The 16,725-nt window shown below is 65.1% G+C and carries 17 protein-coding genes; 3 read left to right on the forward strand and 14 right to left on the reverse strand.

The window, feature by feature from the left end:
* Window positions 1-4 precede the first annotated feature (4 nt).
* Window positions 5-1,342 carry a methylenetetrahydrofolate--tRNA-(uracil(54)-C(5))-methyltransferase (FADH(2)-oxidizing) TrmFO gene (gene trmFO, locus ACFQ24_RS22155; RefSeq protein ID WP_380915251.1) on the reverse strand — a complete coding sequence of 446 codons (1,338 nt, stop codon included), beginning with the start codon at window positions 1,340-1,342 and terminating at the stop codon, window positions 5-7.
* Window positions 1,343-1,536: 194 nt separating this feature from the next.
* Between trmFO and ACFQ24_RS22160 the strand changes: the two genes are divergently transcribed.
* On the forward strand, window positions 1,537-1,749 hold the full coding sequence (locus ACFQ24_RS22160; protein WP_380915253.1) for a hypervirulence associated TUDOR domain-containing protein: 213 nt from the start codon (window positions 1,537-1,539) through the stop codon (window positions 1,747-1,749).
* Window positions 1,750-1,787: 38 nt separating this feature from the next.
* Here ACFQ24_RS22160 and ACFQ24_RS22165 read toward each other — a convergent pair whose 3' ends face one another.
* Window positions 1,788-3,104, reverse strand: coding sequence for a dicarboxylate/amino acid:cation symporter (locus ACFQ24_RS22165; protein ID WP_380915254.1), 1,317 nt, complete (start codon window positions 3,102-3,104; stop codon window positions 1,788-1,790).
* A gap of 212 nt (window positions 3,105-3,316) precedes the next feature.
* Here ACFQ24_RS22165 and ACFQ24_RS22170 point away from each other — a divergent pair, with 212 nt between their 5' ends.
* A complete protein-coding gene (locus ACFQ24_RS22170; protein WP_380915465.1) occupies window positions 3,317-4,663 on the forward strand; it encodes a M20/M25/M40 family metallo-hydrolase in 1,347 nt (448 codons plus the stop codon).
* 82 nt (window positions 4,664-4,745) lie between these two features.
* Here the strand turns inward: ACFQ24_RS22170 and leuA are convergent, their stop codons facing one another.
* The 10 genes from leuA to miaA all read right to left on the reverse strand — a co-directional run bounded on the left by leuA (window position 4,746) and on the right by miaA (window position 14,613).
* Window positions 4,746-6,419: a 2-isopropylmalate synthase gene (gene leuA, locus ACFQ24_RS22175; protein ID WP_380915256.1), complete on the reverse strand. Its 1,674-nt coding sequence runs from the start codon at window positions 6,417-6,419 to the stop codon at window positions 4,746-4,748.
* A gap of 225 nt (window positions 6,420-6,644) precedes the next feature.
* Entirely contained in the window at window positions 6,645-7,235 is a 591-nt protein-coding gene (locus ACFQ24_RS22180) for a YceI family protein (RefSeq protein ID WP_380915258.1), read from the reverse strand.
* 2 nt (window positions 7,236-7,237) lie between these two features.
* Entirely contained in the window at window positions 7,238-7,861 is a 624-nt protein-coding gene (locus ACFQ24_RS22185; protein ID WP_380915260.1) for a YceI family protein, read from the reverse strand.
* A gap of 137 nt (window positions 7,862-7,998) precedes the next feature.
* Window positions 7,999-8,922: a hypothetical protein gene (locus ACFQ24_RS22190; RefSeq protein ID WP_380915262.1), complete on the reverse strand. Its 924-nt coding sequence runs from the start codon at window positions 8,920-8,922 to the stop codon at window positions 7,999-8,001.
* Window positions 8,923-9,173: 251 nt separating this feature from the next.
* Entirely contained in the window at window positions 9,174-9,485 is a 312-nt protein-coding gene (locus ACFQ24_RS22195) for a PadR family transcriptional regulator (protein ID WP_380915264.1), read from the reverse strand.
* Window positions 9,486-9,707: 222 nt separating this feature from the next.
* Window positions 9,708-10,727, reverse strand: a complete 1,020-nt coding sequence (gene ilvC / locus ACFQ24_RS22200) for a ketol-acid reductoisomerase (RefSeq protein ID WP_380915266.1) — start codon at window positions 10,725-10,727, stop codon at window positions 9,708-9,710.
* A 207-nt stretch (window positions 10,728-10,934) separates the two neighbouring features.
* Window positions 10,935-11,450: an acetolactate synthase small subunit gene (gene ilvN / locus ACFQ24_RS22205; RefSeq protein WP_380915268.1), complete on the reverse strand. Its 516-nt coding sequence runs from the start codon at window positions 11,448-11,450 to the stop codon at window positions 10,935-10,937.
* A complete protein-coding gene (locus ACFQ24_RS22210; RefSeq protein ID WP_380915270.1) occupies window positions 11,450-11,821 on the reverse strand; it encodes a hypothetical protein in 372 nt (123 codons plus the stop codon). Before ACFQ24_RS22210 ends, ilvN begins: the two co-directional genes overlap by 1 nt.
* Window positions 11,818-13,569, reverse strand: a complete 1,752-nt coding sequence (locus ACFQ24_RS22215) for an acetolactate synthase 3 large subunit (protein WP_380915272.1) — start codon at window positions 13,567-13,569, stop codon at window positions 11,818-11,820. Before ACFQ24_RS22215 ends, ACFQ24_RS22210 begins: the two co-directional genes overlap by 4 nt.
* Before the next feature lie 99 nt (window positions 13,570-13,668).
* Window positions 13,669-14,613, reverse strand: a complete 945-nt coding sequence (gene miaA / locus ACFQ24_RS22220) for a tRNA (adenosine(37)-N6)-dimethylallyltransferase MiaA (RefSeq protein ID WP_380915274.1) — start codon at window positions 14,611-14,613, stop codon at window positions 13,669-13,671.
* Here miaA and serB point away from each other — a divergent pair.
* Window positions 14,612-15,490 (forward strand): phosphoserine phosphatase SerB, encoded by an 879-nt coding sequence (gene serB, locus ACFQ24_RS22225; RefSeq protein WP_380915276.1) that lies wholly within the window; start codon window positions 14,612-14,614, stop codon window positions 15,488-15,490. The genes miaA and serB overlap by 2 nt on opposite strands.
* 7 nt (window positions 15,491-15,497) lie before the next feature.
* Here the strand turns inward: serB and ACFQ24_RS22230 are convergent, their stop codons facing one another.
* Together ACFQ24_RS22230 and ACFQ24_RS22235 are read right to left on the reverse strand one after the other, a co-directional pair.
* Entirely contained in the window at window positions 15,498-16,247 is a 750-nt protein-coding gene (locus ACFQ24_RS22230; RefSeq protein WP_380915278.1) for a MauE/DoxX family redox-associated membrane protein, read from the reverse strand.
* Between the two features lie 70 nt (window positions 16,248-16,317).
* Window positions 16,318-16,725, reverse strand: a complete 408-nt coding sequence (locus tag ACFQ24_RS22235) for a Rap1a/Tai family immunity protein (protein ID WP_380915280.1) — start codon at window positions 16,723-16,725, stop codon at window positions 16,318-16,320.

The following is a 16,725-nucleotide window of genomic DNA, read 5'->3' on the forward strand; positions in this document are numbered from 1 at the left end:
GCGCTTACGCCACCGCACCCATCCATTCGCCGAACGAGGCGCGGGCGCGGGCGGTATAGGCTTCCTTCCGGCTCTTCTTCTTGACGTCCGCCAGCGGCGGAAAGAGGCCGAAATTGACGTTCATCGGCTGATAGTCGGCGGTTTCCACATTGCCTGTCACATGGCCGAGCAGCGCGCCCAATGCCGTGTCTGGCGGCGGCGGCGTCAGCGACCGGCCCGCTATCTCGGCCGCAGCGAAGCGTCCCGCCAGCAGCCCGATGGCGGCGCTCTCCACATAGCCCTCGCATCCCGTCATCTGCCCTGCAAAGCGGATATGCGGCGCGGATTTCAGGCGCAGCGTCGGGTCGAGCAGCTTGGGGCTCTGGATGAAGGTGTTGCGGTGGAGGCCGCCCAGCCGGGCGAACTCCGCCTTCTCAAGCCCGGGGATGGTGCGGAATAGCTCCACTTGCGCGCCATGCTTCAGTTTTGTCTGGAAGCCGACCATGTTCCACAACGTGCCGCTGGCATTGTCCTGCCGCAACTGCACCACGGCATAGGGCCAGCGACCGGTGCGCGGATCGTCCAGACCCATGGGCTTCATGGGGCCATGGCGCAGCGTTTCCGGCCCGCGCGAGGCCATCACCTCGATCGGCATGCAGCCCTCGAAATAGGGGGTGTTGGCCTCCCATTCCTTGAATTCGGTCTTCTCGCCGTCCAGCAGCCCTTGGACGAACTCCTGATACTGGTCCTTCGTCATCGGGCAGTTGATATAATCCTTGCCCTCGCCGCCGCCGGGACCGACTTTGTCCCAGCGGTTCGCCATCCAGCATTTGTCCATGTCGATGCTGTCGAAATGGACGACCGGCGCGATCGCGTCGAAAAAGGCGAGATGCTCCATGCCCGCCGCCCGGCCGACGCTTTCCGCCAGTGCCGGCGCGGTCAGCGGCCCGGTGGCGACGATGGTCATGCCTTGCGTTGGCAACGTGTCGATCCGCTCCCGCACGATCTCCACATTGGGATGCTCCGACAGCGCGCGGGTGACGCCGTCGGAAAAGACATGGCGGTCGACCGCCAGCGCGGAGCCGGCGGGCACCTTGGCCGGCTCGGCCTGGGCCATGATGAGCGAGCCCAGCCGCCGCATCTCCTGATGCAGCAGCCCAACGGCATTCTTGTCCGCGTCATCGGATCGGAAGCTGTTGGAGCAGACCAGTTCGGCAAGCCCATCTGTCTGGTGCGCAGGCGTCATGTCTCCGCTGCCGCGCATTTCCGAGAGGCGCACCTTGATGCCGGCCTGAGCCAACTGCCACGCAGCCTCCGACCCGGCGAGCCCGCCGCCGATGATGTGAACCTGATGATTGGACATTGTTCGCTTAACTTCGCACTTTTCCCGCAGAATCGGCAATTTCCGTTCGCCGGTAGGATATATTGCTGCGTGATGCGAGCAGTATAGCGGCGCGCGGACCTTGTTGGACACCCTGCATGGGCTTTGGTGCAGTCACGGAACTTCGGCCCATGCCATCCGGTTGCTTGCCGTCAGGCAACGCAAGGAGAGTGACGATGGCGAAGCAGTTGAAGAAGGGCGACAAGGTCGAGTGGGACACGAGCCAAGGCAAGACCAAGGGCACGGTGGAGAAGAAGCAGACCAGCACCACCCACATCAAGGGGCACAAGGTCGCCGCGACCAAGGATGACCCGCAATATATCGTGAAGAGCGAGAAATCGGGCAAGAAGGCGGCGCACAAGCCTTCGGAATTGAAGAAGGCGAGTTGACCAGCGGAGGCCGCTCAGAGATGGTGCGGCCCTTGGTCCTATTCGGCGGGAACCACCAGCGCCTCGGGCGGCGTCGCGCTATAATATGCCCCCTCGTCCAATATTCCCTCCCGCTTGGCGACGATCACGCCGACCAGCACCTGCCCCGCCACATTGACGGCGGTGCGGCCCATGTCCAGAATCGGGTCGATCGCGAGCAGCAGCCCCGCACCCTCCAGCGGCAGGCCCAGCGTCGATAGCGTTAGCGTCAGCATCACGGTCGCGCCCGTCAGGCCGGCGGTCGCCGCCGACCCCAGCACCGACACGAACACGATCAGCGCATAGTCGATGGCATGAAGCTGGATGCCATAGAAACCTGCGACGAAGATGGCGGCGAGCGCAGGATAGATGGACGCGCACCCGTCCATCTTGGTCGTCGAGGCAAGCGGAATGGCGAAGGCGGCATAGCCCTTTTCCACGCCCAGCCGTTCGGTCACGGTTTCGGTGACGGGCAGGGTGCCGACCGACGAGCGCGACACGAAGCCAAGCTGGATCGCCGGCCACGCCTTGGCGAAGAAGGCGCCGGGCTTGAGACCGTTGGCCAGCAGCAGCGTCGGATAGACGACCAGCAGGACGAGCGCGAGGCCGAGATAGATGGCAGCGGTGAAGGTGCCAAGCTGCGCCAGCGCGCCCCAGCCGTAGGTGGCGATGGCAGTGCCGATCAGCGCCGCCGACCCGATCGGCGTCAGGCGGATGACCCAGCCGAGCAGCGCCCGCACCACCGCCAGCAGCGAGCGCACGAACGCCAGGAAGGGCTCCGCCCGGTCCCCGACCTTCAGCGTCGCAAGGCCCACGGCGATGGAGATGACCAGCAGTTGCAGGATGTTGAAGCTGACGCTGGTGCTCGCCGATCCGTCCGTAACCTTGGTACTGGCCGACAGCGCCACGCTGTTGCCGGGGACGAGGCCCTTCAGGAAATCGAGCCAGCCGCCGACCGAATCGGGCGCCTTTGCCGCCAAAGCCGCGCTCGACACGCCGACACCCGGCTGCACGATGACGCCGATGGTGATGCCGATGGCCACGGCGATCAGCGCGGTGATCGCGAACCAGAGCAGGGTCTGTCCGGCGAGGCGCGCGGCATTGTCCAGCGCGCGCAGATTGGCGATGGACGCCACGATCGCGGCGAACACCAGCGGCGGCACGATGGCCTTGAGCAAGGAAACGAAGATGGAGCCGACCGTCTTGAGCGTCGTCGCCAGCCAGTTGAGATCGCCGTCCGGCCCCGCGCCGATCTGCCGCGCGACAAGGCCGAGCGCCAAGCCCACGACCATGCCGGCCAGCACTTGGAAACCGAAACTGCGATAGTTGAGGGCCATGCGTCTTCTTCCTTTGAACGCCCGCTATATCGGATGCGGAACATCCCAATGCGCGCAAGCAATTCTTGACGGGTGTATAACATGGATAAGGTGGCCCTCTTTCCATGACGCACGGTCAAACGGATTGGCCGCGCCGATCCGCTATGCCACAGATGTCCCTTCATGCCAGCAGGGAGTATGGACGGATGAGACTATGGGGCGCGGCGCTGGCGATGGGGATGATGATTCCGGCCATGGCGGGAGCGGCCATGACCGACGCGGACGCCGGGGCGGCCAAGGCGATCCTGCTGCGATCCATCGCCTTCCGCACGGTCGAAGGCGCGGGGCAGGTGCCGGCGCTGGCGGCCTATTATGCCGATGTGCTGAAGCAGGCCGGGTTTGCGGACGCAGACATCGTCATCACGCCCATCGGGGAAACGGCGACGCTGGCCGCGACGATCCGGGGCAGCGACCCGAAGCTCAAGCCCATGGCGCTGATCGGCCATATGGATGTGGTAGCGGCCAACCGGGCGGACTGGACGCGCGATCCCTTCGTGCCGGTGGAGGAGGGCGGTTACATCTTCGGGCGCGGGTCCGAAGACAATAAATATGACGTGGCGATGATGGTCGCGACGCTCGCGCGGCTGAAGAAGGAAGGCTGGACGCCGCGCCGCACCGTCATCCTGCTCCTGTCGGGGGACGAGGAAACCGACATGAAAACGACGCGGGCGCTCGCGGCCAGATATAAGGGCGTCGAACTGCTGCTGAACGGCGACGGCGGCGGCGGGTTGCTGGACGAGAGCGGCAACCCCGTCCTCTATCAGTTGCAGGCCGGCGAGAAGACCTATGCCGATTTTGAGATCGGCTTTACCGATCCGGGCGGACACAGCAGCGCGCCGACGCCTGGGAACCCCATCTACCGGCTGGCGCGGGCGATCGAGCGCATCGCGGCCCATCGATTCCCGCCGATGCGCAACGAACTGACCAAGGCGTCCCTTTCGCTCTCCGCCGACCGGATCGGCGGAGAGGTGGGAGAGGCGATGCGGCGCTATGCTGAGAGTGGTGACAGTGCCGCGGCGGAGCTGTTGTCGGGGCGGCCCGAATTTGTGGGGCAGGTGCGCACAACCTGCGTCGCCACCATGCTCTCGGGCGGCCACGCGCTCAACGCGCTGCCGCAAAGCGCCAAGGTCAGCGTCAACTGTCGCATCTTTCCCGGCGTGAAGATCGAGGCGGTGAAGGCGCAACTGGCGAAGGTGGTGGCCGATCCGGCGGCGACCATCACCACGCTGGGCGATCCGCTGGCAAGCGACGCTTCGCCGTTGCGGGCCGACGTGCTGGCGGCGGTGCGCGACGCGGTGAAGGCGCGGGGGCAGGACATTGTGGTCATGCCGGCCATGTCCGCCGGGGCGACGGACAGCCTCCATTTCCGGGCACTGGGCGTGCCCAGCTACGGGGTCGCCAGCCTGTTCATGAAGGCGGAAGATGGCTTCGCCCACGGCCTCAACGAACGAGTGCCGGTTGCCGGCATCCCGGCCTCGCTCGACCAGTGGGAGCGGGTGGTGCGGGCGCTGGCGAAATAGGGCCTGCCCTTCCGTTCTTTTCGAGCGAAGGCGAGAAACGGTAAGCGCTTCTCGACTTCGCTGGAAGCGAACGGAGGATATATTACCCCCGCACCGCGATCCCGTTCGCGGCGGACAGTACCGCCTTGACCGATGCGGTCGCCACATCGCTGTCGGTGCCCACCCCAAAGACGGTGCGGCCGTCGGGCGTACGGCATTCGACATAGGCGGCGGCGTTCACGTCGCTGCCCGCGCCGATCGCATGTTCGCTATAGTCGGCAATCTCCAGCTCCACGCCGAATTCGTCGCGCAACGCCGCCAGCACGGAGGAGAGCAGGCCGTTGCCGCGTCCTGACACCGACCGCTCGCTCCCCTTGTGGCCGATCTTGCCGGTGAAGATGCGGTCGCCTGCCTGCCCGCCCTCATGATAATCGATCAGGGCATAGGGCTGTTCGCCCGTCAGGCAATAATGGCTCTCGAACGCCTCGCCGATGTCGGCGGCGTTGAGCTCGCGGCTGCTGCTGTCGGCCAGCGCCTGCACCACCCTCGAAAAGTCCGCCTGCATCCGCTTGGGCAGCTTGTAGCCCTTGTCCTGTTGCAACACCCAGGCGACGCCGCCCTTGCCCGACTGCGAATTGACGCGGATCACGGCTTCATAGTCGCGGCCCAGATCCTTGGGGTCGATGGGCAGGTAGGGCACGTTCCAGATCTGGTCGTTGCGCGCTTCCTGCGCGGCGAAGCCCTTCTTGATCGCGTCCTGATGGCTGCCGGAAAAGGCGGTGAATACCAGTTCGCCGGCATAGGGGTGGCGCGGATGGACGGGCAGCTGGTTGCAATATTCGACCGTCTGGATGACTTCGTCGATGTCGCTGAAGTCGAGGCCGGGATTGATCCCCTGCGTGTACATGTTGAGCGCCACGGTCACCAGGTCGCAATTGCCGGTGCGCTCGCCATTGCCGAACAGGCAGCCTTCGACGCGGTCCGCGCCGGCCATGATCCCCAGTTCGGCGGCAGCCACCCCGGTGCCCCGGTCATTATGCGTGTGCAGCGAGATCACTACGCTGTCGCGCTTTGAGATATTGCGGCAGATCCATTCGATCTGATCGGCATAGATGTTGGGCGTCGCGCACTCGACTGTCGCGGGCAGGTTCAGGATCAGCGGCCGCTCCGGCGTGGGCCGGAGAATCTCCATCACCGCCTCGCAGCATTCCAGGCTGAAATCCAGTTCGGCAGTGGAGAAGGTTTCCGGGCTATATTCAAAGTGCCAGTCCGTGTCCGGCTGGGCGGCGGCATGGTCGCGCAGCAGCTTGGCGGCGTCCACGGCGATCTGGCGCACCTGCGGCCGTTCCATCTGGAACACGATGTTCCGCCAGGCGGGCGAGATCGCGTTGTAGACGTGGACGATCGCCTTCTTCGCGCCGCGCAGCGATTCGAACGTGGTGGCGATCAGGTCCGCGCGCGCTTGCGTCAGCACCTGCGGGATTACATCGTCGGGGATCGCTCCGTCGCGCACCAGGCCCGATATGAAGTCGAACTCGGTCGCGCCCGCACTCGGGAAGCCGACCTCGATCTCCTTGACGCCGACCTTCACCAGCAGGTCGAAGAAGCGGCGTTTCTTTTCCGCGTTCATGGGGTCGATCAGCGATTGGTTGCCGTCGCGCATGTCGGTCGACAGCCAGCGCGGCGGAGCAGTTATCACCCGTGACGGCCATTGCCGGTCGGGCAGGTCCACCTGCGGGAAGGGACGGTATTTCAGAGAAGGGTCGGTCAGCATCATGGCATCTGTTCCTGCGCGGCGCGCGCCTGCGCGTCCGTTGGGTCGACTTGACTATGTGTAGGGTGCCCTTAGGCGGATCGACGCTGCCCTTAGCCGGAAGGCAGCCAAAATGCCACGCCTAAGGGCGTGTAAGTCGTAGCAGGGTAAGAAGCGCCTGGCTGTGCATGAACACGCCCATAACCCCATAGCGGCGGCAGGGTAAAGCCGTTTCTTTCGCGCCGGCGGTCAGGAGCGACGGAAAATTGCGTCCACCGCCAAGTCCACCTTGTCCGCCACGAAGGGCCGGCCAAAGCCCATGCCGAACCGGCTTCGTTCCACGGCCATGGTTCCGGTGAAGTGAAGCGTCGACAGGCCGGGCGCTTCGTCGGGCGTCACGCCCACCAGATGAACGGTCAGGGTCACGGGCTGGGTCTGGCCATGCATGGTCAGTTCGCCGTCGATCTTCGTTTCGCCATGGAGATCGACGAGCGGGGCTTCCGCGGCGCTGAAGCGGACGGTGGGATATTGGGCCATGTCGAAAAAGCTGCCGCCCTTCAGCATCGCGTCCGTCGAACCGTCGCCGGTCGTCATGCTTTCAAGCGGGAAGCTGATGTCGATGGCTGCGCGGTCCGGCCGCGCGGGGTCGATCGTCACGGCTCCGGTTGGGGCACGGAAGTCGCCCTCATATTTGCCGACGACCGCCTTCACATGGAAATGCACGCTGGTCGATTGCGCGTCGACGGCATAGCGGCCGGGCGGGTAGAGAGCAGGGGAGGCCGCGGCGGGCGCGAGCAACATCACGCCGATCAGCGTAGCTGCCCGCGCGGCCATGTGCATGATCACTGCTTTTCGAAGCCGGCGATCACCTTGAGCGCGATCGCGTCGCTGACCAGCGGCACGGCATAGCCCATGCCGAAGTCGCTGCGCTTGATCGTGCCGGTGGCGACGAAGCCGATATTTTCCTTCTTGCTCATAGGGCTGGGGCCGACGCCGTAAAATTCGGCGTCAAGCGTAACCGGCTTGGTCACGCCATGCAGGGTGAGGTTGCCGGTAATCTCCGCGCTGGTCGCGCCTTCGGGCTTGACGCTGGTCGACACGAAGGTCGCGGTCGGGAATTTGGCGGCATCGAAGAAGTCGGGCTTCAACAGATGCTCGTCCAGCTTCGCGACGCCGGTGCGCAGGTTGGCGATCTGAAAGGTGACCTCGACCTTCGAATTGGCGGGGTTCGCCTTGTCCAGCGTCAGCGTGCCGGTCGGCTCGGCGATGGTGCCGGCATTGTTGGTGAAGCCCATATGATCCCAGGCGAACACGACCTGCGTGTGGCCGCCGTCCACCTTGTACGAACCGCCGGTGACCTTCGCCGCATCCTTGGTGCCGGGCGCGCTGGTGGGCATCTGGGCGATGAGGGCGGAGCCGCCGGCAAGCGCAACAAGGGCGGCGGCGGGGATCAGGAATTTACGCATGGATTCAGGGACTCCGAAACGCTCAAGGGACGCTGCAACATAGCAGCGTCCCGCGATTGATCCAGAGCCGTAACGGCGAACGGATCGTTTCCGTTCCGCATCCGGATCGGGTGGCCGGTCCGGGCGGCGGAGCGCAGTCAGGCCAGTTCCACGCGCAGGTGCCGGTCGGACAATGGACTGTCCATCTCGTCCGACGCTTGGGGGACGGCGCCGGCATGCGCACCAGCCAGCCTGGGCAGCGCCAGCAGGCTCAAGGCATAACCGATGATGGCGCTGCCGCCATAGCCGACGATCGGCGTCGGATAGTTGCCGATCGCAGCCGCGACGATCGCCCCCGTCCAAGCCGCGCCGAACGCAGCGTAGACGGCCCGGTTGCCCGCGTCCCGATGCCATCCGACCAACGCCGGGACCAAAAGCGTCGCTAGGCCGACCCACACCGCCATGCCTGCGACCGCGTGAATGTCGAAGGAGGAGTAGACGATCTGGTCGACATAGGGCGACGTCGGCAGCGTGTCGGCGCGCGCAAGCGTTACTGCAAAGCTGGCTACGCTAGCGGCCAGCGCCACCAAGACATGAGTGTCACGGCGCAAGGTCGCGATCGCGGCGAGGCTGAGTACAAGCATGCCGGCCATCGCCCGATCGGGTTGCACCGCCATGGCGGCAGCGGCGGCAACGATGCTCGCCGTCGCCAGCGTGCTGCGGGATCGCGAGAAGGCGACCAGCATGACGGGCAAAAGGATCAGGCTGGGTTGAATGACAAACCCGCTCAGCCTCACCCAACGGGCGGCGCCATCCACATCGGCCCCGACCAGCGCCGTCGCGAGCAGCGCGATCGCCCCTGCGGCGCTTGCCGCGCCAGCCCATTGCTGCCCCGCCGTCGCCAGCCGACCGGGCATGGCAAGCACGGCCAGCCCGATCGCCAATGCTGCGACATTGATCGCGAGATAGCGCGCCGGCGCGCCGGCCAATGCCAAATAGAGGAGCCCGAGTGCGACGGCGCAGACCGCGCAGACGATTCCCAATGTGCGAGGGCGCCGCGTCAGGGCGTGGGCTATGGTCATGGTGATCGTTCCTCCGCGAAAACAGCCGCCGTACCGGATGAGCAGCATAAAAAGCTGGGGCAAACGCGATGCGACCGCCCGCGGCATGAGGCCGAACAGGCTGTCGAGCGCGAACAGGAGCGCCTTGCTATCGTCCGGGATGCTGGCGACCTCGCACCGGACCGCCCATCCCCAAGATGCAAGGGACGGCGGCAATATCGCAAGCAGCGCACGGCAGGCCCGATCGGCGAGGCGGCGGCGAAGCCCGGCCCTCACAGGGTAGCTTCCCGGCGCTGCGCCGCTGCCGTTGCTGCCGGTTCAGGAGGATTGGCGCGGGCGAGTTGATCGCCACGCGCGGTCAGTCGATAGGCATGCCGCGGCGGTCGACCGCCTTCGGCCGGCTGCTGCCATTCCGCTTCAAGATAGCCCTGCGCTTCCAGGCGGATGAGAAGCGGATAGAGCGTGCCGGACTTCACGCCGGCGAGCCGCGCCAGTTCATAGCCGTGGCACCATTGGCCCCCGGCGTCGAGCAGCACCGCAAGAACCATGCGGGCATGAGGCGAGAGCGCACGCGATCGAGTCATGTGCATTAAATCTACTTAGGTAGATTTAATGTCAAGCGGCCATTCTGCCGCCGATCGGGCCGGTAGCACCCCGCCCGCGTCCTTTGCTCGAAGTGAGAGTAGGGCAGGGCCTCACCAAGAAAACGGGGTCGAGCACGCCGGTCATGCCCATGCATGACCGGCGTCCCGACCCACTTTCAGACGCTAAGCTGCGTCACTCTCCCGCGAGGGGAGCAAGCAAACTCAATTCTTTTCCTGATCCACCAGCTTGTTGGCGCTGATCCAGGGCATCATCGCGCGCAGCTTTGCGCCGGTTTCCTCGATCGGGTGGCGCTGCGACGCAATACGGCTGGCCTTGAGTTCAGGCTGGCCCGCGCGGTTGTCGAGCACGAAATCCTTGACGAAGCGGCCCGACTGGATGTCGGCCAGAACGCGCTTCATTTCCTTCTTGGTTTCCTCGGTGATGATGCGCGGGCCAGTCTTGATGTCGCCATATTCGGCGGTGTTGCTGATCGAATAGCGCATGTTGGCGATGCCGCCTTCATACATCAGATCGACGATCAGCTTCAGTTCGTGGAGGCATTCGAAATAGGCCATTTCAGGCGCATAGCCCGCTTCCACCAGCGTCTCGAAGCCCGCCTGCACCAGCGCGGTCGCGCCGCCGCACAGCACCGCCTGCTCGCCGAACAGGTCGGTTTCGCATTCCTCGCGGAAATTGGTTTCGATGATGCCGCTGCGGCCGCCGCCCACGCCCGAAGCGTAGGAGAGGGCGATGTCATGCGCGTTGCCGGTCGTGTCCTGGTAGATGGCGATCAGGCAGGGGACGCCGCCGCCCTTCAGATATTCGCCGCGCACGGTGTGGCCCGGGCCCTTGGGCGCGATCATGATGACGTCGACGTCCTTGCGCGGCTCGATCAGCCCGAAATGCACGTTGAGGCCATGGGCAAAGGCCAGCGCCGCGCCGGGGCGCAGATTGTCGTGCACGTCTGAGGCGTAGATCGCGGCCTGATGTTCATCGGGGGCCAGGATCATGAACACGTCGGCCCATGCGGCGGCTTCGGCATTGGGCAGCACCTTGAAGCCCGCGCCTTCGGCCTTCCTGGCACTGGGAGAACCGGGGCGCAGCGCGATCGCCACTTCGGCGACGCCGCTGTCGCGCAGGTTCTGCGCATGGGCGTGGCCCTGCGAACCGTAGCCCAGGATGGCGACCTTCTTGCCCTTGATCAGGCCGATGTCCGCGTCGCGGTCGTAATAAACCTTCATGTCTTGTCTCTTCCCTCGAACATTGTCCTCGCCCCTTCAGGGGAGAGGATATGAAATCTTGGTTCGGCGAAGCCGGACCTAGATGAAGTTGGAGAGGGGGGATCGGCGCGACATGGCGAGTTCGCGGTCCCCCTCTCCCAGCTGCGACCAGGCGGTCAGCCGCCAAGTCTTCGCAACCCTCTCCCCGGCGGGGAGAGGGAGCTATGTCTAATTCGCCTCTTTGCCTCGCAGCAGTCCGACGACGCCGGTGCGGCCGACTTCGACAAGGCCGATCTGGCGCATGAGCGCAACGAAATTATCGACCTTTTCGGTGGTGCCGGTGATTTCGAAGACGAAGCTCTCGATCGTCGTGTCGACCACCTTGGCGCGGAACACGTCGGCAAGGCGCAGCGCCTCGATCCGATCCTCGCCCGTGCCCGCGACTTTCACGAGCGCTAGTTCACGCTCGACGAAGGGGCCGGCGTCGGTCAGGTCCGTCACCTTGTGTACCGGCACGAGCCGGTCCAGTTGCGCGATGATCTGGTCGATCACCTTGGGCGGTCCGCTGGTCACGATGGTGATCCGGCTGATCGCATGATCGTCGGTGATGTCTGCCACGGTCAGGCTGTCGATATTATAGCCGCGCGCGGTGAACAGGCCCGCGATGCGCGCCAATATGCCCGCCTCGTTCGAAACGGTCAGCGACAGGACGTGCCGCTGGCTCAACTCTTCCTGGATATGCATCAGAGGGTTCCGTGATCCTGATGGTCATCGCCTGCGGCATGGCCCGGATCGGGCTTGTCATGCCGCTGCGAAATCATGGCGACGAAGGCGAAGTGCCATTCGCCGTCTAGCCGGTGGGCGAGCCGTACCGGAAAGCCGGCGACCGCGTCGAACATCCGCTCCAGCCGCTCGCCCACATAGCGGGGACCGACCAGCAGCGTCGCAATGCGCCGCTTGTTGAAATCGAAGCCATGGTCGAGATGGACCTCCCACTCCTCATTGTCGGGATCGACATGATCGGTGGTCCATCCGGTCAGCTCGGTCGTGCCGGCCTCCCGCTCGAAATCCCATGGCTCGCTCACATGGATGCGAAGCTTCAGATGCTGCGTCACACCAGTGCCTTCGCTTCGTCCGACATGACGCCCGCGATCTGGTTGGGATCCAGCAGCATGTCGGTATGCGCCGCGCCCGACGGGATCATGGGGAAGCAGTTGGACAGCTTCGCCACCCGGCAGTCGACGATCACCGGACCTTCGGTTTCCAGCATCTGGCGGATGCCGCTTTCCAGTTCCTGCGGCCCTTCGATCCGGATGCCGGTCCAGCCATAGGCTTCGCCCAGCTTCACGAAGTCGGGCAGGCTGTCGGAATAGCTGTTGGAATAACGGCTTTCATAGGTCAGTTCCTGCCACTGGCGCACCATGCCCATATATTCATTGTTCAGGATGAAGATCTTGACCGGCAGGCGATACTGGCTGGCCGTCCCCATTTCCTGGATGTTCATCTGGATCGACGCGTCGCCCGCGATGCAGATGGAGAGGCTGTCGGGATTGCCCATCTGCGCGCCGATCGCCGCCGGGAAGCCGTAACCCATGGTGCCAAGGCCGCCCGAGGTCAGCCACTTGTTCGGCGCCTCGAACCCGAAATGCTGGGCCGCCCACATCTGGTGCTGGCCGACTTCGGTGGTGATGATGACATCCTTGCCGGTGGCGACACATGCCTTGTACAGGTCCGCGATCGCGCGCTGGGGCATGATCTCGACGCCGTTTTCGGCATAGTCCAGGCTTCGCTTGGCGCGCCAGCCGGCGATCCTTGCCCACCAGTCGCCAAGGTCGCCCTTTTGATGGCCGCGCTGCTTCCAGAGCGCGATCATGTCGTCCAACGCACTAGCGACGTCCGCGACGACCGCAACGTCCACGTCGACGATCTTGTTGATGGAACTGCGATCAATGTCGATGTGGACCTTGCGGCTGTTGGGCGCGAACGCGTCCAGCCGGCCGGTCACGCGATCGTCGAAGCGCGCGCCGACACACAGGATCAGGTCCGCCTGGTTCATCGCCCAATTGGCTTCATAGGTGCCGTGCATGCCCAGCATCCCCAGCCATTGCGGGGAGGAAGCGGGGAAAGCGCCAAGGCCCATCAGCGTGGAAGTGACGGGCGCGCCCGTCAGCGCCGCGAGTTCGCGCAGCAGGGCGGACGCCTGCGGCCCCGAATTGATGACGCCGCCGCCGGTGTAGAGGACGGGCCGCTCCGCCGCTGCCAGCATCTCGACCGCTGCGTCGATGGCCGCCGCGTCCGCCCTGGTCTGCGGGCGATAGCTTGCGTGGACCTTCGGCTCGGGCCGTGCGTAGGGCGCGGTCGCGATCTGGACGTTCTTGGGAATGTCGATGACGACCGGACCGGGACGGCCGGTGGTGGCGATATGGAACGCCTCATGGATGACCTGCGCCAGCTTCGCCGGGTCTTTGACCAGATAATTATGCTTGGTGCAGTGGCGCGTGATGCCGACCGTGTCGGCTTCCTGGAAGGCGTCAGTGCCGATCAGCTGCGTGGGCACCTGTCCGGTGATGACGATCATGGGGATCGAATCCATCAGCGCGTCGGTGATTCCGGTGACGGCGTTGGTCGCGCCCGGGCCGGACGTGACGAGGACGACGCCGGGCTTGCCGGTGGACCGCGCATAGCCCTCCGCCATGTGCGTCGCGCCCTGTTCGTGGCGGACGAGTACATGCCGGATCGTGGGATGATTGAAGAGCGCGTCATAGATGGGCAGCACCGCGCCGCCCGGATAGCCGAACACGACCTCGACGCCCAGATCGACCAGGCATTCGACCAATATGTCCGCGCCGCTCTTTTCGGCCACGTGGGAACTCCTTCACTGTTGCGGGGTGCGGCTTTGCGCCCCTGTGCCGCCAATGGCAAGGCGCCTGCCTCTAGTGGACATAAAATGGCAGGTCAAGCGCTATCGTTGTAATTTAATTACTAATTCGTCAATGATGTCATCACCAATCTTTCGCGCCTCGCGCGGCCAGTGCGGCGGGCTTTGGTTCGCGAACCAGGTATATTGCCTCTTGGCATATTGGCGGGTGGCGATGCGGCCGCGTTCGATGCAGCTGTCCACATCGCTGTCTCCTTTGATGTACGCGGCAATCTCCGGCACGCCGATCGCGCGCATCACCGGCAGCGCGGGATCAAGATTGCGGGCAAGCAACGCCTCTACCTCCGCCACCGCGCCCTGTTCCATCATGAGCGCGAAGCGCCGGTCGCACCGTTCGATCAGCCAGTCGCGCGGCGGCAGCAGGACCATGGGGCTGAGGGCGATGCGATGGCCGATCCCGCCCTCCTTGTGCGCCTGCCAGCTTTTGAGGGTCCGCCCGGTGGACCGGACCACTTCCAGCGCACGGGCCACCCGCGTCGTGTCCGCTGGCGCGAGGCGGGCGGCCGCGTCCGGGTCTTCGCGGCCAAGCGCCTCGTGCGCCGCCTCTACCGGCATGGCGCGCACAGCCGCCCGGATGTGGGGGTCGATGTCCGGCACTGGCGCGATGCCGTCCAGCAGCGTGCGGATATACAGCCCCGTCCCCCCCACTAGCACCGGCAACTTGCCTTCGCCATGAGCCGCCTCGATCTCCGCCTTCGCCTCGGCCGCCCAGCGCGCGGCGGTGCAGGCTTGCGCCCCGTCGATATGGCCGAACAGCCGGTGCGGCACGTCGCCCATTTCCTCGAGGGAGGGGCGGGCCGAGAGAATGGCGAGATCGGCATAGACCTGGCTGGCGTCGGCATTGATGACGGCGCCGTCGGCGCGCTTGGCAAGCTCTATGGCGAGCGCGCTCTTGCCGCTGGCGGTCGGCCCGGCAATAAGCGCGACCCGTGGGCGGGATTCGCCGGGACTGGGTTCGGGAGTAAGCATGTTCGTCGCGACCTTAGTGGCAAGTGGCTCCATGGGGCAGGGGGATATTGCTGAAGCGACGGGCCGGCTCGCCGCCGCCGGTTGCACCCCCGTCGACGGCGTCTGGCTTGACGAGGGGAAGGCGGCCGACATCTTCTTCGGCACGGACCCCGTCACTGCCCGCGCCGTGTTGACCGACATTGGTGAAGCCATCGACGTCATTGTCCAGCCCGCCGCCACGCGGGAGAAGGCGCTGCTCATCGCGGACATGGATTCGACCATGATCACGGTCGAGTGCATCGACGAATTGGCCGACTATGCCGGGATCAAGCCGCAGATCGCCGAAATCACCGAGCGGGCGATGCGCGGCGAACTGGATTTTGCAGGCGCGCTCAACGAGCGGGTCGCGTTGCTGAAAGGGCTTCCCGACAGCGCCATCGACCAATGCCGCGCCGAGCGCGTCAGGATCATGCCGGGCGCGAAGGCGCTGGTCCGCACGATGAAGGCGCGCGGCGCGCGGACGCTGCTGGTGTCGGGCGGCTTCACCCGCTTCACCGACCCGGTGGCGGAGGAGATCGGCTTTGACGCCAATGTCGCCAACGTGCTGGAGATCGCCAATGGCGCGTTGCTGGGCACCGTGGCGACGCCCATCGTGGATGCGGCGCGCAAGCTGGCGGAGCTTGAGGCAGCGATTGCGGGCGGGGTCGACCGGGCGCTGACGCTGGCGGTAGGCGACGGCGCGAACGACATTCCGATGATCCAGGGGGCTGGCCTTGGCGTCGCCTACCACGCAAAGCCCAAGACGCGCGCGGCGGCGGCAGCGGAGATCGTTCATGGCGATCTGTCCGTACTGCTCTACGCGCAGGGCATCGGATCGGCGCAGTGGGTGCGGGACTGAGGATCCCTTACATTGGAGCGAGCAGCATCCACAGCGCCATTGCCAGCATCATGAGATTTTCGGTCAGCGACACGAAACCCAGCGGAACGTTGCTGTTGCCCCCGACGCAGGCGCATTTGAGCGTGCGCCTGTCGATATAGACGGCCTTGATGACCGATGCCGCGCCGATCCCGCCGATAAAGGCGGCGACCGGAATGGAAATCCAGTCGAACACGCGCATCAGCATCAGGAAGCCCGCGCCCAGTTCGAGGAAGGGGTAGGCCTGTCCATAGGGCGGCACGCGGCGAGCAAGCAGGTCATAGTTCAGGAACATCGTTGCGAAGCGATCGACATCCTGCAGTTTCAGCATCGCCAGCAGCATCATGGCTGCCGCCACGAACCGCTCCAGCGTGAGGGTGGACAGCAGGGCCGTTCCCGTCAGCCAGCCGATGGCCCCCGCCAGCAAAGCGGCGACAGCGAACACGGTGAGCACCGGCACATAACTTGTTGCTGAGGGATCGCGGACCTTTAGGCCAAGGAAGCGGCGCAGATCGTCATGACCGCCGATGCGTCGCCCGTCGATGAACGTCTGGGGCGTCGTCGCCACGCCATGTTCTGTCTTGAACGCGTCGGTTTCGGCGCGCGTCTTCAGCCAGTGATCGTCCACCACATAGCCATGGCGCCGCAGCAGCCATCGCGACTTGATCCCATAGGGGCAGATATGGTCGGCCATGACCATGCGATACAGGCTGGCGGTTTTGGGGGCAGGGCTGGTCATATGCTTGGCTCGAACGACAAGCGAACGGACGCTTTCAAGGTTCCGAACTGATCGTAACGTGCCGGCGGCATCAGCGTCTTTTGCGGCTGGGCTTCTTCTTCCCTTGGGGCGCGGCCTTGCACGGCCAGGCCTTGCGGATGGCGGCGAACACCTGGGACGAGGCGGAGTTGGCGGCCCGGTCCTTCGGGTTCCTGCTCAGATAATCGACAGTCGTCTTGCGCAGGTCGCTGATGGTCACGTTCGCCGGGATGCAGCTTTTGAGGCCATTGGCCTCCCGCGTCGTGTTGAACGCGTCCACCGCGCCGCTGATATAGCCCACGCATTCGTAGGAGCGTTCGAAATAATCCTTGCTGTCCTTCGGCGTCGAGCAGGTCTCATACAGCGCGTCGCCGCCGTAGAAGCCGGCCTGCGCGGGCAAGGGGAGGAAGGCCAGGCCCGCGATTGCCGCGCCCATGCCCGCCACCGTCGAAATCTTCAT

The organism is Sphingobium olei, assembly GCF_042678845.1.
Lineage (GTDB): Bacteria > Pseudomonadota > Alphaproteobacteria > Sphingomonadales > Sphingomonadaceae > Sphingobium > Sphingobium olei.